Origin of the sequence: Streptomyces sp. NPDC059906 (assembly GCF_042730645.1) — a bacterium.
In the GTDB taxonomy this organism is placed as follows: Bacteria; Actinomycetota; Actinomycetes; order Streptomycetales; family Streptomycetaceae; genus Streptomyces; species Streptomyces rubrogriseus.
In genome coordinates this window covers 266,066-279,777 of sequence record NZ_JBHWKU010000004.1, presented here as the reverse complement: position 1 = coordinate 279,777, position 13,712 = coordinate 266,066, and the positions used below count along the sequence as shown (strand labels likewise).

Below are 13,712 nucleotides of genomic sequence, written 5' to 3'. Positions count from 1 at the left end.
CGCCCGTCGGACGACTCGGCGAGAGCGCTCAGCGCAGGAAGGGGTCCACCGCGATCGCCAGGAACAGCACCGACACGTAGGTGATGGACCAGTGGAACAGCCGCATCTCCTTGAGCTTGCCGCCGGTCACCTCGGCCTTGGCGCGGTTCTGCAGCCCGTGCGCCTCCCACAGCCACATGCCGCCGGCGGCCAGGGCCACCGCCGTGTAGAACCAGCCGGTGTAGCCGAGCGGCTGCAGCAGCAGCGACACCACGACCATCACCCAGCTGTAGATGACGATCTGCCGGGCGACGACCTTGTTGGAGGCGATCACCGGGAGCATCGGCACGCCGACGCGCGCGTAGTCCTCCTTGACCTTCATGGACAGCGGCCAGTAGTGCGGCGGCGTCCAGAAGAACATCACCCCGAAGAGGATGACCGGCGCCCAGGACATCGAGTTGGTCACGGCCGACCAGCCGATGAGCACCGGCAGACAGCCCGCGATGCCGCCCCAGACGATGTTCTGCGAGGTGCGGCGCTTGAGGATCATCGTGTAGACGACGACGTAGAAGAGGAGCGCACCGAGCGAGAGCCAGGCCGAGAGCCAGTTGACGGTGAGGCCGAACAGCAGCGTGGAGACGACCGCCAGGGTGATGCCGAAGACGAGGCATTCGACCGGACTGACCATGCCGGTCACCAGCGGGCGCTGCGAGGTCCGGTCCATCAGCGCGTCGATGTCGCGGTCGATGTACATGTTCAGCGCGTTGGCGCCGCCGGCCGACAGATAACCGCCGACGCAGGTCAGCAGCACCAGCTTCAGATTCGGAACACCCTGTTCGGCGAGGAACATCACCGGAACGGTGGTGATCAGCAGAAGCTCGATGATCCGCGGCTTGGTCAGCGCCACGAACGCCTTGACACGGGCCCCGAACGGCCGGTGACTCGGGCTCTGGTTCGTCCCGATAACCCCCGCAGGACGGGATTCAACGGCCGTCACGCACACCCCTGACAGAGACATCCCAGCAAGCCTCCCCGTGTGAAGTGGCGGTAAAGGCTCGCGCGTACCACGCCACTTTAGACGTTGCCCATACCTCGGCCTTCGCGGGGGTGGGCTCGTGTTGGCGAGGGCGCTCCTACGTGCGTTCGGAGAGTCGATTGAGCAGTCAGATGAGCGGCTCCGTATTCACTTGCCGAATGCGGTTTCGCCCAGTCGACAGGCGGATCCACGAGAGTCCCGGCAGTCTGGTTTCCATCGGAAAAACGCACGTACTTACGGGGGTAGGCTCGGCCATGGCCGGCCGACTCACGGACGCGCCGGCAGCCGGTGCTCGTGCACCGGCAACCGACATGTGGAGAGGAGCCCTGACTCAGGGTGAGCACCAAGCCGACCACCACAGACCTCGAGTGGACCGAACTGGACCAGCGGGCCGTGGACACCGCCCGCGTCCTGGCCGCCGATGCCGTACAGAAGGTTGGCAACGGCCATCCGGGTACGGCGATGAGCCTGGCGCCCGCCGCCTACACCCTCTTCCAGAAGGTGATGCGGCACGACCCCGCCGACGCGAACTGGGTCGGGCGCGACCGTTTCGTGCTGTCCGCGGGGCACTCGTCCCTGACCCTCTACACCCAGCTGTACCTGGCCGGCTTCGGCCTTCAGCTGGCGGACCTGGAGTCCTTCCGCACCTGGGGCTCCAAGACCCCCGGCCACCCGGAGTACGGCCACACCACGGGCGTGGAGACCACGACCGGCCCGCTGGGCCAGGGTGTCGCCAACGCGGTGGGCATGGCGATGGCCGCCCGCTACGAGCGCGGCCTGTTCGACCCGGAGGCCGCCGAGGGCACCTCCCCGTTCGACCACTTCGTCTACTGCATCGCCGGTGACGGCTGCCTCCAGGAGGGCATCTCCGCCGAGGCGTCCTCGATGGCCGGTCACCAGAAGCTCGGCAACCTGGTGCTCCTGTGGGACGACAACCACATCTCCATCGAGGGCGACACCGAGACCGCCGTCTCCGAGGACACCTGCAAGCGGTACGAGGCGTACGGCTGGCACGTCCAGCGGGTCGCGCCGAAGCCGGACGGCGACCTGGACCCGAACGCGATCTACGACGCGATCGAGGCGGCCAAGAAGGTCACCGACCGCCCCTCCTTCATCGCCATGCGCTCGATCATCGCCTGGCCCGCCCCGCACGCGCAGAACACCGAGGCCGCGCACGGCTCGGCGCTCGGCGACGACGAGGTCGCGGCGACCAAGCGGGTGCTGGGCTTCGATGCGGAGAAGTCCTTCGAGGTCTCCGACGAGGTCATCGGGCACACCCGCAAGGCGCTGGAGAAGGGCCAGGCGGCCCGCGCGGTGTGGGAGAAGTCCTTCCAGCAGTGGCGGGACAACAACCCGGAGCGCGCCGCCGAGTACGACCGCGTCGCCCAGGGCGAGCTGCCGAAGGGCTGGGAGGAGAAGATCCCGGTCTTCGAGGCGGGCAAGAGCCTCGCGACCCGCGCCGCGTCCGGCAAGGTGCTCCAGGCGCTCGGCGCCGTCGTCCCGGAGCTGTGGGGCGGCTCGGCCGACCTCGCGGGCTCGAACAACACGACGATCGACAAGACGTCGTCCTTCCTCCCGGCGGGCAACCCGCTGCCGGAGGCCGACCCGTACGGCCGCACCATCCACTTCGGCATCCGCGAGCACGCGATGGCCGCGGAGATGAACGGCATCACGCTGCACGGCAACACCCGCGTCTACGGCGGAACGTTCCTGGTCTTCTCCGACTACATGCGCAACGCGGTCCGCCTGTCCGCGCTGATGCACCTTCCGGTGACGTACGTGTGGACGCACGACTCCATCGGTCTGGGCGAGGACGGCCCGACCCACCAGCCGGTCGAGCACCTGGCCTCGCTGCGCGCCATCCCGGGTCTGAACGTGGTCCGCCCGGCCGACGCCAACGAGACGGCGATCGCCTGGCGCGAGATCCAGCGCCGCTGGACGAAGGAGTTCGGCAAGGGCCAGCCGCACGGTCTGGCGCTGACCCGCCAGGGCGTGCCGACGTACGAGCCCAACGAGGACGCGGCCAAGGGCGGCTACGTGCTGTTCGAGGCCGAAGGGCCCGAAGGGCAGAGCGCCGACGCGCAGGTCGTCCTGATCGCGACCGGTTCCGAGGTGCACGTCGCCGTCGGGGCGCGCGAGCAGCTCCAGGCCGACGGTGTACCGACCCGTGTGGTGTCCATGCCGTCCGTGGAGTGGTTCGAGCAGCAGGACCAGGGGTACCGGGACAGCGTCCTGCCCCCGTCCGTGAAGGCCCGGGTCGCGGTCGAGGCCGGGATCGGCCTGACCTGGCACAAGTACGTGGGAGACGCCGGCCGCATCGTCTCCCTGGAGCACTTCGGTGCTTCGGCGGACGCCAAGGTGCTCTTCAAGGAGTTCGGCTTCACCGCCGAGAACGTGGCCTCCGCCGCGCGGGAATCCCTCGCCGCGGCCCAGCGCTGACGCTCGTATACGACACGTAGGAGATGCAATTTCCATGACAGACGCACTCAAGCGCCTCTCCGATGAAGGCGTCGCGATCTGGCTGGACGACCTGTCGCGCAAGCGGATCACGTCCGGCAACCTCGCCGAGCTGATCGACCAGCAGCACGTCGTGGGCGTCACCACCAACCCGTCGATCTTCCAGAAGGCGATCTCGCAGGGCGACGGCTACGACCAGCAGCTCGCCGACCTCGCGGTGCGCGGGGTCACGGTCGAAGAGGCCATCCGCATGATCACCACGGCGGACGTCCGCGACGCCGCCGACATCCTGCGCCCGGTCCACGACAACACCGGCGGCAAGGACGGCCGGGTCTCCATCGAGGTGGACCCGCGTCTGGCGCACAACACCCACGCCACGGTGGCCGAGGCCAAGCAGCTGGCGTGGCTGGTGGACCGGCCGAACACCTTCATCAAGATCCCGGCGACCGAGGCGGGCCTGCCGGCCATCGCCGAGACCATCGGCCTGGGCATCAGCGTCAACGTCACGCTGATCTTCTCCCTGGAGCGCTACCGCAAGGTCATGGACGCCTTCCTGACCGGCCTGGAGAAGGCCAAGGAGCGCGGCCTGGACCTCTCCCAGATCCACTCGGTGGCGTCCTTCTTCGTGTCCCGCGTGGACACCGAGATCGACAAGCGGATCGACGCGCTCGGCACCGACGAGGCCAAGGCGCAGCGCGGCAAGGCCGCCGTCGCCAACGCGCGCCTGGCCTACCAGGCGTACGAGGAGGTCTTCGGCACCGACCGCTGGGCCGCCCTGGAGAAGGCCGGCGCCAACAAGCAGCGTCCGCTGTGGGCGTCGACCGGCGTGAAGGACAAGGCGTACAGCGACACCATGTACGTCACCGACCTGGTCGCGCCGAACACGGTCAACACCATGCCGGAGGCGACCCTGTTCGCCACCGAGGACCACGGCGAGATCACCGGCGACGCCGTCGCCGGGTCGTACGAGCAGGCCCGCGCGGACCTCGACGCGATCGAGAAGCTCGGGATCTCCTACGACGAGGTGGTCCAGCTCCTGGAGGACGAGGGCGTCGAGAAGTTCGAGGCGTCCTGGAACGACCTGCTGAAGTCCACGGAGGCGGAGCTCAAGCGCCTCGCTCCCTCGAAGGGCTGAGAATTGTCAAGCAGCAACCCGCTGCGTGACCCCGCAGACCGACGGCTCCCGCGCATCGCGGGGCCGTCGGGTCTGGTCATCTTCGGCGTCACCGGCGATCTGTCCCGCAAGAAGCTCATGCCCGCCGTGTACGACCTCGCCAACCGGGGTCTGCTGCCGCCGGGCTTCTCGCTCGTCGGGTTCGCCCGTCGCGACTGGGAGCACGAGGACTTCGCCCAGGTCGTGCACGACGCCGTCAAGGAACACTCCCGCACCCCGTTCCGCGAGGAGGTCTGGCAGCAGCTCATCCAGGGGATGCGCTTCGTCCAGGGCACCTTCGACGACGACGACGCCTTCGAGCGGCTGCGCGGCACCATCGAGGAGCTGGACAAGGCACAGGGCACGGGCGGCAACTTCGCCTTCTACCTCTCCGTGCCGCCGAAGTCCTTCCCGGTGGTCATCCAGCAGCTGAAGAAGCACGGGCTGGCCGACCAGTCGAGCGGCTCCTGGCGGCGGGCGGTGATCGAGAAGCCCTTCGGCCACGACCTGAAGTCGGCCGAGGAGCTCAACGCGATCGTCCACGAGGTCTTCGGCTCCGACCAGGTCTTCCGCATCGACCACTACCTGGGCAAGGAGACCGTCCAGAACATCCTGGCGCTGCGCTTCGCCAACACGATGTTCGAGCCGATCTGGAACCGGTCCTACGTCGACCACATCCAGATCACCATGGCCGAGGACATCGGCATCGGCGGCCGCGCCGGCTACTACGACGGCATCGGCGCCGCCCGCGACGTCATCCAGAACCACCTCCTCCAGCTGCTCGCGCTGACCGCGATGGAGGAGCCCGCCTCCTTCGACGCGGACGCGCTGGCGGCGGAGAAGACCAAGGTGCTCGGCGCGGTCCGCCTCCCCAAGGACCTGGGCCGGGACACCGTTCGCGGCCAGTACGCGGCCGGGTGGCAGGGCGGCGCCAAGGCCGTCGGCTACCTCGAAGAGGACGGCATCGACCCCAAGTCGAAGACCGACACCTACGCCGCGATCAAGGTGGGCATCGACAACCGCCGCTGGGCGGGCGTCCCCTTCTACCTGCGCACCGGCAAGCGGCTCGGCCGCCGGGTCACGGAGATCGCGGTCGTCTTCCAGCGGGCCCCGCACTCCCCCTTCGACACGACGGCCACCGAGGAACTCGGCTCGAACGCGATCGTCGTCCGCGTCCAGCCCGACGAGGGCGTCACCGTCCGCTTCGGCTCCAAGGTGCCGGGCACGTCGATGGAGATCCGGGACGTGTCGATGGACTTCGCCTACGGCGAGTCCTTCACCGAGTCCAGCCCCGAGGCGTACGAGCGCCTGATCCTCGACGTCCTCCTGGGCGACGCCAACCTCTTCCCGCGCACCGAGGAGGTCGAGCTGTCCTGGAAGATCCTCGACCCGATCGAGGAGTACTGGGACGAGCACGGCACCCCGGCCCAGTACCCGGCCGGCACCTGGGGGCCCGTCGAGGCGGACGACATGCTGGAACGAGACGGACGGAGCTGGCGCCGGCCATGAAGACCGACCTCACGGACACCACGGCCAGCAAGATCAACAAAGCGCTGGTGCTCGGCCGCCGGGCGATCGGCACCCCGGCCATCGGCATGGTGCTCACCCTGGTCATCGTCACCGACGAGGAGAACGCCTACGACGCGCTGAAGGCCGCGAGCGACGCCGCGCACGAGCACCCCTCGCGCACGCTGGTCGTCATCAAGCGAGTCTCGCGCTCGCCCCGGGACCGCACCCGGTCCCGGCTGGACGCCGAGGTGCGCCTCGGCGCCGACGCGGGCACCGGCGAGACGATCGTGCTGCGGCTGTACGGCGACGTCGTCGACCACGCCCAGTCGGTGGTCCTGCCGCTGCTGCTGCCGGACGCGCCGGTCGTGGTCTGGTGGCCGGTGAACGCGCCGCTGGACCCGGCGAAGGACCCGCTGGGCGCCCTGGCCCAGCGCCGGGTCACCGACACCTACGCCTGCGAGGAGCCGATACGGGAGCTGGCGGCCCGCGCCGACGCCTACGCGCCGGGCGACACCGACCTGTCGTGGACCCGCATCACGCCGTGGCGTTCGATGCTGGCCGCGGCCCTCGACCAGGTCGACTGCAAGGTGCAGTCGGTCGAGGTGGAGGGCGAGGAGTACAACCCGAGCTGCGAGCTGCTCGGAATGTGGCTCGCCGACCGGCTGGACGTACCGGTGAAGCGCACGGTGTCGAGCGGCCCGGGGCTCACCGCGGTCCGCCTGGACACCGACTGCGGTCCGGTCGTCCTGGACCGGGCCGACGGCTCGCTGGCGAACCTCTCCATCCAGGGCCAGCCGGCCCGCGCAGTCGCGCTCAAGCGCCGCGAGACGGCCGAGCTGATCGCGGAGGAGCTGCGCCGCCTGGACCCGGACGACACGTACGCCTCGGCGCTGCGGTACGGGGTGGACCGGCTGAACGAGTCGGCCAAAGGAGACCGGGCCGGCGAAGGAGACGCCCTCGCGGTCGCCGCTCCCGTCGGCACGGTCGCGAAGGCTCCCGCGAAGGACGCGGCGCGGGAGAAGACACCGGTGAGAAAGGCGGCGGCGAAATGAGCGACACCCCGCAGCTTGTCGTGCACCGCGACAAGGAGCTGATGGCCGAGGCCGCGGCGGCCCGCCTGATCACGAAGATCGTGGACGCACAGGCCTCCCGTGGCAGCGCGTCCGTGGTCCTCACCGGCGGCCGCAACGGCAACGGCCTGCTCGCGGCGCTGGCCGGCTCCCCGGCCCGGGACGCGATCGACTGGAGCCGCCTCGACCTGTGGTGGGGCGACGAGCGCTTCCTGCCGGAGGGCGACCCGGAGCGCAACGTCACCCAGGCGCACCAGGCGCTCCTCGACGCGGTGCCGCTGGACCCGAAGCGGGTGCACGCGATGGCGGCCTCCGACGGCCCCTACGGCTCCGACGTGGAGGCGGCAGCGGCGGCCTACGCGCAGGAACTGGCCACGGCCTCCGTCCCCGAGAACCACGCCGCGGTCCCGTCCTTCGACGTCCTGCTCCTCGGCGTCGGCCCGGACACCCACGTGGCGTCGCTCTTCCCGGAGCACCCGGGAGTCCGGGAGACGGAGCGCACGGTGATCGGCGTCCACGGCTCCCCCAAGCCGCCGCCCATCCGCATCTCCCTGACCCTCCCCGCGATCCGCGCCGCCCGTGAGGTCTGGCTGCTCGCGGCGGGCGAGGACAAGGCGAACGCGGTCGCGATGGCCCTCTCGGGCACGGGCGAGATCCAGGCCCCGGCCGCAGGCGCCCGGGGCCGCGCCCGCACCCTGTGGCTCCTGGACTCGGCAGCGGCGTCCCAGCTGCCGAGGTCGCTGTACCCACCGGCGTCGGCGTAGTCAGCTCTCCCAACGCCCCCGGCCGTGTGCCCTTGCCCGCACGGCCGGGGGCGTTGCCCGCCCAGGTGGAGAATGCCTGGACGAGGTTCCTGCGACGGGCGCTGAGCGCCCTGGGTGCCGAGTTCCCGGTACGAGTTGGTCTCCGCCGGGGGCACGCGCCAATAGCTCTCGCTCACCGCCTTGTACTGGCGGTGCGAGGGATTCAGCCCCGTGTGCTTCAGCGCCCACGTCTCCACCGGCTCACGGTCGTTGTCCGATGCCGGTGCTTCCTGGCCGCAGTCCATGCACACCGCGGAATGGATGGCCTGCGGTGCGCCCTCCCCGAGTTCCGGGCCGAGCGTCCATTCCGCAACTTTGATGACCGCGCGTGTCACCGCGCCCCCTCGGTCGACCGGTCGGCTGCACTGCCGGTGCAGCGGGGGCAGATGCAGGGCGGGTACTGGCCTGTGAGTTCCGGCGCTGCCGCAGGCCTGACCTTGTGCTTGCCGCGCACCCAAGTACGTGTGCCGGTCTGCGGATTGATCCGGTAGACCTTGATCGCCATCGCCATGACGCGCCCTCACCGCTGTGTGCGAGGCGGTACGTGCCCCACGGTTCCCGGCCCTCTTCGCAGCCGTCCGCGGCCCTGGTCACCCGCTTGCACGCCTCGCACTTGCGGGCGTGCTCGAACCACAGGCGGTAGGTGCGCTGCGTCTCGCCTTCCGGGGCGCTCATCCCGTGCCGGCCTGGGCGCAGGTGCAGACGCTTGCCTCCTGGCGGGTGTACGGCTGGGCGGGGTGCGCGTGTCCGCCCAGTTGGCAGGGGGCAGCAGCCGTGGCGGGGTGTACGGCGCCGGTTCCGCGGTGGGCGGGGCCTGTACGGGCGCCGCCGAACGCGTGGCAGAGGAGGGCCTGCCTGCCCTGTCCGACCCGAACAGCGCCCCTCTCAGCCATTCGAGGGCCTGTGTTACACATTCCACTGTCGACGCTCCTTGTCAGCGGTGGCAATCCCCCGGGCCGTTAGTGCGGTCGGAGGGGTCCCTACGTCTGACCACTCAACCGATTTGGCGACTGCCTACGGGAGTTGACCAGCGTTGACTTGACTGAACAGTCAACGGTCAACACCTTCCGGAGCAGGTACGGCGACTTCCGAGAGCATGTCCGGGCGACCCCTCGAAGAACGGCGTATGAGCATGCGAGGCGCTGCTCACGCCCTCAATTACGACGTTGGCTATCTGAGTCGCGCCTTCAACGGAAAGCAGTCACCATCTCTGCAATTGGCCGAAGGGCTGGACGCACTACTAGAAATGCCGCAACGTCTTGTCGCCCTCGACAATGAGAGCAACGGCTTACCCATCGCGGACGTAGCCGCGCATCAACAGTGGGAACTGAAACGGGATGGCACGGACGGGCTGACAGTCAGCACGTTGGCGACCTCATTGCGGGACGAGGGACGTACAGCGGCCCCCACGCGCCGCTGACATGATGCGGCCTCATTTCTCCCGCCACCAGGCTCGGGACCCTGCAATGTTCGAGGTTCACAGCAAGTCCGGTGCGCGGGACTCTTTTCCCAAAGGCACCGAAAGAAGGGGATTCCCATGCGTACGTGGGTCAAGTCCACAGTCGTGGCAACCAGCGCCGCCGTCACCGCGGGGCTCATGGCTGCGACACCGGCCACCGCGGCCGGCACATGCGCGGGCGGATTCGACAAGAACCTCAGAGGGGTCGGAAGGGTCACCTACTCGATCTGCACCAAGACGGGTGACAGCGGGCAGCCCCTCCGGAAGGTCCAGGGAAGGCTGTACGACACGCGATCCGACAGTGCCAGTATCAAACTCACAGTCACCCTGCACTACCGGCCCAACCAGACCGGAGAGTGGTCCTGGAGGCAGGGCGACAGCGCCGGCTCGAAGGGCTTCGAAACCTCGTGGAGGGTGGCGAACGACCAGATCATCAGCCTCGAGAAAGTATAGACACCGTTACACCCGAACCGACTGGGGTGCGTTAGGCGTTCAGGTAAGCAGAAGGTGTCTCTGGACAGCGCGGTCCTGCTGGTGGATATCGTCCGCAAGGCCGACCGGGCGATATCCACAACCCTGACTACCGGCTGATCGACACCCTGAGCCTCTCACCGAAAACCAAGTGGGCCGTCGGCACCGTCGGCGGCCCATCAAGAGGGATCGAGGCAACCCCTCACTTCACGGACCCCGCCATGACCCCCTGCACAAAATGCCGCTGGAATGCGAAGAACACCACCACCGGCACCACCAGCGACAGGAACGCCCCCGGCGCCAGCACGTCGATGTTGCTGCCGAACTGGCGGATCTGCGACTGGAGTTCCACCGTCAGCGGCTGCGACGAGCTGTCCGCGAAGAGCAGCGCGACCAGCATGTCGTTCCACACCCACAGGAACTGGAAGATGGCGAGGCTGGCGATGGCCGGCTTGCCGACCGGCAGCACCAGTCGCGTGAAGATCCGCCACTCGTTGCCGCCGTCCATGCGCGCGGCCTCCAGCATCTCCTTGGGCATCTCGGCGAAGTAGTTCCGCAGGAGGAACACCGCGAAGGGCAGGCCGTACGCCACGTGGAAGAGCACGACGCCCGGGATGGTGCCGAACAGGCCCAGTTGCCCGAAGAGTTTGGCGACCGGCAGCAGCCCGATCTGCACGGGCACCACCAGCAGCGCGACGACGACCAGGAAGACCGTCTCGCGCCCCGGGAAGTCCAGCCAGGCGAAGGCGTACCCGGCGAGCGCACCGACGGCCACGACGAGCACGGTCGTCGGTACGGAGATCAGCACCGTGTTCCAGAAGGCCTGGGTGATGCCGGAGTTGCCGAGCAGCGCCGAGTAGTTGTCGAGGGAGAGCTGCCCCGGGCTTGCCAGGGCCGTCCACCAGCCGCCCTTCGCCGTGTCCTCGGAGGACCGCAGCGAGGACAGGAACAGCCCGGCCAGCGGGGTCATCCACACCAGCCCGACGAGCACGAGGAAGGCCTGGACGATCCCGTTGCCCAGATACCGCCGGACGGCGTTCATCGCTGACTCCTCATCGCTGACTCCTCTTGAAGCGGCGGACGTTGAAGACCATGGCCGGGACGACGAGCAGCAGGAGCAGTACGCCGAGCGCGCTGCCGAGTCCCTGGTTGTTTCCGCCGCCGAACGACACCAGCCACATCTGCGTCGCGAGCACCGTCGCGTCCTCCTGCACGGGTCCGGGCGCGATGATGTAGACGAGGTCGAAGACCTTCATCACGTTGATCACGAGGGTGATGAAGACGACCGTGAGCACCGGTGCCAGCAGCGGCACGGTGATCCGCCGGAAGATCTGCCACTCGCTGGCGCCGTCCATCCGGGCCGCCTCCAGCGCGTCGCGTGGCAGCGAGGAGAGCCCGGCGCCGATCAGCACCATCGCGAACCCGGTCCAGATCCACAGGTACGCCCCGATGATGGCGGGGGTGACGAGGGCGGGTCCGAGCCAGGAGACGCCCTCGTAGGGCGGGGCGAAGTTCGATGCGGGGAGCTGCACGGTGTAGGTGCCCCGGTCCAGCCCTTCGAAGCGGAAGGAGCCGTCGGCGGCGGTGGTCGTGGTCGCGACCGTACGGCCGTCGCGCACCGCCTCGACCGTCAGCTCGGGCAGCCCGCTCTCCCGCCGGTCGACCCGTCCCTGTTCCCCTCCCCCGCCGGGTGTGAAGTCCAGGTAGACGACCCCGCGCACCTCACCGGCGGCGGCCTCGCGCCCCGCCGCCCCGTACGCGGACTCCGCGCCGGACGGCAGGTCGTCGGGCCCCACGCCGACCAGGCCGAGGGCCACCGTGTCGCCGGGTGACACGCCCGCACCGGTCCGGTACGAGCCGTCGGCCCCCTTGACCAGACCGCCCTCCTGGCCCTCACGCGCCCGGGCGCCCGGGTAGCTCGCCGTACCGGCGAAGGCGTCGTGCACGCCGGTCACGGCGGCGTTGAGGACGCCCTTGTCCGGGTCGTGGTCGTAGGCGAGCCGGAAGACGATGCCGGCGGCGAGGAAGGAGACCGCCATCGGCATGAAGAGGAGCAGCTTGAAGGCGGTGGCCCAGCGGACCTTCTCCACCAGGACGGCGAGGATCAGGCCGAGGCCGGTGAGCAGGGTGGGCGCGACGACGACCCAGATCGCCGTGTTGCGGACGGCCTTGAGGGTGGCCGGGTCGCGGAACATCTCGGTGTAGTTCTCGCCGCCCACGAAGCGCGTGCCGGAGGCGTCGAAGAAGCTGCGGCCGACGGAGAACAGCACGGGGTAGACGACGAGGGCGCCCAGCAGGAGCAGCGCGGGCAGGACGAAGAGCAGGGCGACGGCCGCCCGGCGCCGCCGGGGGCGCCGCAGGGGCACCGGGCCGGGAGCGGCGGGCGGGCTCGCCTCTTTCACCAGGGTGGAGGTCATGACCGGTCGGCCCTCAGCCCTTGTACGCCTTGGCCGCCGCGGCTTCCAGCTCGGCCGCGGTCGCCTTCGGGTCGGAGGGGTCGCGCAGGAAGTCCTGGAGGATCTTCCACTCGCCGGTGCTCTTGGTGCCGCCGAAGGCCGCCGGTGCCTGGTCGGACATGTCGAAGCGGACCGAGTTCCCGGCGCCGACGAGGGACTCGGCGGTGGCCCGGGTGACGTCGTCGCCGTAGGAGGCGGGGTCGAGGTTCTTGTTCGGGGAGAGGAAGCCGCCCGCCTCGGCCCACACGGCCGCGGCCTCCGGCGTCGCGAGGTACTCCAGGAGCGCCATGCCGGCCTCGGAGTTCTTGCCGTCCTTGAGGACGACGGCCGCGTCGCCGCCGCTGACCACGGGCGCCTCGCCGCCGTCGACCGCGGGGAACGGGAAGAAGTTCGCGTCCTTGCCGATCTCCTTGCCGAACTGGTCCTTGGCGACCCCGGCGACGAAGTCCCCCTCGTAGACCATGCCGGCCTCGGGCTTCGGGCCGAACACCTTCTCCACCGAGCCCGGGAAGTCGGTGTTCAGGGCGCCCTTCTGGCCGCCCTCGATGAGCTGCTTGTCCTTGAAGAGCTTGCCGAGGGTGGTGAGCGCCTCGACCACGCTGGCGTCGGTCCACTTCAGTTCGTGGGCGGCCAGGGCGTCGTACTTCTCGGGTCCGGCCTGGGAGAGGTAGACGTTCTCGAACCAGTCGGTCAGCGTCCAACCGTCCTGCCCGGCTACCGAGAAGGCGGCGAGCCCGGAGTCGGAGACGGTCTGCCCGGCCTTCAGCATCTCGTCGTACGTCTTCGGCGGCTCGACCCCGGCCTGGGCGAGGGCGTCGGGGCTGTACCAGACGGTCGACTTGTGGGCGGCCTTGAAGTAGAGGCCGTAGAGGGTGCCGTCGACGGTCCCGTACGTCTGCCAGACGTCCGCGAAGTTGGTGCCGACGGACTTCTGGGCCGTCTTGGACAGCGGCTTCAGCCAGCCGTTGCCGGCGAACTGCCCCAGCACGCCGACCTGCGGGACCATCACGACGTCGGGGGCGTTGCCGCCCTCGATCTTGCTGCCGACGACGGTGGAGACGTTGTCGCCGGTGGAGACGAAGGAGGTCTTGGCGCCGGTCTTCTCGGTGAAGGCGTCCAGCACCTTCTGGAAGTTCTCCTGCTCGGTGCCGGACCAGACACCGGCCACGGTGACCGACTGCCCGCTGAGCGCCTTGTCACCGCCGCCCGCGGTGACGGGTCCGGAGCCGCCGCAGGCGGTGGCGCCGAGGGCCAGGACGAGGGCGGTGCAGCCGGTGAGCAGGGTGGTACGTCGTCGCATCATCGTTGATGTCCCTTCG

12 protein-coding genes are annotated in these 13,712 nt (G+C 69.4%); 7 read left to right on the top strand and 5 right to left on the bottom strand.

Annotation, left to right across the window (positions count from 1 at the left end; all coding sequences use genetic code 11):
• Positions 1-28: 28 nt before the first annotated feature.
• On the bottom strand, positions 29-997 hold the full coding sequence (locus ACFV9J_RS08950) for a heme o synthase (RefSeq protein WP_385351935.1): 969 nt from the start codon (positions 995-997) through the stop codon (positions 29-31).
• A 354-nt stretch (positions 998-1,351) separates the two neighbouring features.
• Between ACFV9J_RS08950 and tkt the strand changes: the two genes are divergently transcribed.
• From tkt to pgl, 5 genes are read left to right on the top strand one after another with little or no spacing between them, the layout of a single operon-like run.
• Complete coding sequence (tkt, locus tag ACFV9J_RS08945) at positions 1,352-3,454, top strand: transketolase (RefSeq protein ID WP_385351932.1); 2,103 nt, start codon at positions 1,352-1,354, stop codon at positions 3,452-3,454.
• A gap of 34 nt (positions 3,455-3,488) precedes the next feature.
• The gene (gene tal, locus ACFV9J_RS08940; protein WP_385351929.1) at positions 3,489-4,607 is read left to right on the top strand and encodes a transaldolase; all 1,119 of its coding nucleotides are present in this window, start codon (positions 3,489-3,491) and stop codon (positions 4,605-4,607) included.
• Between the two features lie 3 nt (positions 4,608-4,610).
• On the top strand, positions 4,611-6,134 hold the full coding sequence (zwf, locus tag ACFV9J_RS08935) for a glucose-6-phosphate dehydrogenase (RefSeq protein WP_385351926.1): 1,524 nt from the start codon (positions 4,611-4,613) through the stop codon (positions 6,132-6,134).
• Positions 6,131-7,186: a glucose-6-phosphate dehydrogenase assembly protein OpcA gene (gene opcA, locus ACFV9J_RS08930; protein ID WP_385351923.1), complete on the top strand. Its 1,056-nt coding sequence runs from the start codon at positions 6,131-6,133 to the stop codon at positions 7,184-7,186. The genes zwf and opcA overlap by 4 nt, the downstream gene beginning before the upstream one ends.
• The gene (pgl, locus tag ACFV9J_RS08925) at positions 7,183-7,968 is read left to right on the top strand and encodes a 6-phosphogluconolactonase (RefSeq protein ID WP_385351920.1); all 786 of its coding nucleotides are present in this window, start codon (positions 7,183-7,185) and stop codon (positions 7,966-7,968) included. The genes opcA and pgl overlap by 4 nt, the downstream gene beginning before the upstream one ends.
• A gap of 370 nt (positions 7,969-8,338) precedes the next feature.
• Here the strand turns inward: pgl and ACFV9J_RS08920 are convergent, their stop codons facing one another.
• A complete protein-coding gene (locus ACFV9J_RS08920) occupies positions 8,339-8,518 on the bottom strand; it encodes a hypothetical protein (protein ID WP_385351917.1) in 180 nt (59 codons plus the stop codon).
• A gap of 615 nt (positions 8,519-9,133) precedes the next feature.
• Between ACFV9J_RS08920 and ACFV9J_RS08915 the strand changes: the two genes are divergently transcribed.
• Both ACFV9J_RS08915 and ACFV9J_RS08910 read left to right on the top strand, forming a co-directional pair.
• Positions 9,134-9,427 carry a helix-turn-helix domain-containing protein gene (locus ACFV9J_RS08915; RefSeq protein ID WP_385351914.1) on the top strand — a complete coding sequence of 98 codons (294 nt, stop codon included), beginning with the start codon at positions 9,134-9,136 and terminating at the stop codon, positions 9,425-9,427.
• A gap of 117 nt (positions 9,428-9,544) precedes the next feature.
• Positions 9,545-9,919, top strand: a complete 375-nt coding sequence (locus tag ACFV9J_RS08910) for a hypothetical protein (RefSeq protein WP_385351912.1) — start codon at positions 9,545-9,547, stop codon at positions 9,917-9,919.
• Between the two features lie 220 nt (positions 9,920-10,139).
• Here the strand turns inward: ACFV9J_RS08910 and ACFV9J_RS08905 are convergent, their stop codons facing one another.
• From ACFV9J_RS08905 to ACFV9J_RS08895, 3 genes are read right to left on the bottom strand one after another with little or no spacing between them, the layout of a single operon-like run.
• Positions 10,140-10,979 (bottom strand): carbohydrate ABC transporter permease, encoded by an 840-nt coding sequence (locus ACFV9J_RS08905; RefSeq protein ID WP_385351909.1) that lies wholly within the window; start codon positions 10,977-10,979, stop codon positions 10,140-10,142.
• 10 nt (positions 10,980-10,989) lie between these two features.
• Positions 10,990-12,354: a carbohydrate ABC transporter permease gene (locus ACFV9J_RS08900; protein ID WP_385351906.1), complete on the bottom strand. Its 1,365-nt coding sequence runs from the start codon at positions 12,352-12,354 to the stop codon at positions 10,990-10,992.
• A gap of 13 nt (positions 12,355-12,367) precedes the next feature.
• A complete protein-coding gene (locus tag ACFV9J_RS08895; protein WP_385351903.1) occupies positions 12,368-13,696 on the bottom strand; it encodes an ABC transporter substrate-binding protein in 1,329 nt (442 codons plus the stop codon).
• Positions 13,697-13,712 lie beyond the last annotated feature (16 nt).

Bases quoted from the DNA above. Each gene is read 5' to 3' on its own strand.
- ACFV9J_RS08950 (WP_385351935.1), bottom strand. From the start codon at position 997: ATGTCTCTGTCAGGGGTGTGCGTGACGGCCGTTGAATCCCGTCCTGCG.
- tal (WP_385351929.1), top strand. From the start codon at position 3,489: ATGACAGACGCACTCAAGCGCCTCTCCGATGAAGGCGTCGCGATCTGG.
- opcA (WP_385351923.1), top strand. From the start codon at position 6,131: ATGAAGACCGACCTCACGGACACCACGGCCAGCAAGATCAACAAAGCG.
- pgl (WP_385351920.1), top strand. From the start codon at position 7,183: ATGAGCGACACCCCGCAGCTTGTCGTGCACCGCGACAAGGAGCTGATG.
- ACFV9J_RS08920 (WP_385351917.1), bottom strand. From the start codon at position 8,518: ATGGCGATGGCGATCAAGGTCTACCGGATCAATCCGCAGACCGGCACA.
- ACFV9J_RS08915 (WP_385351914.1), top strand. From the start codon at position 9,134: ATGAGCATGCGAGGCGCTGCTCACGCCCTCAATTACGACGTTGGCTAT.
- ACFV9J_RS08910 (WP_385351912.1), top strand. From the start codon at position 9,545: ATGCGTACGTGGGTCAAGTCCACAGTCGTGGCAACCAGCGCCGCCGTC.
- ACFV9J_RS08905 (WP_385351909.1), bottom strand. From the start codon at position 10,979: ATGAACGCCGTCCGGCGGTATCTGGGCAACGGGATCGTCCAGGCCTTC.
- ACFV9J_RS08900 (WP_385351906.1), bottom strand. From the start codon at position 12,354: ATGACCTCCACCCTGGTGAAAGAGGCGAGCCCGCCCGCCGCTCCCGGC.
- ACFV9J_RS08895 (WP_385351903.1), bottom strand. From the start codon at position 13,696: ATGATGCGACGACGTACCACCCTGCTCACCGGCTGCACCGCCCTCGTC.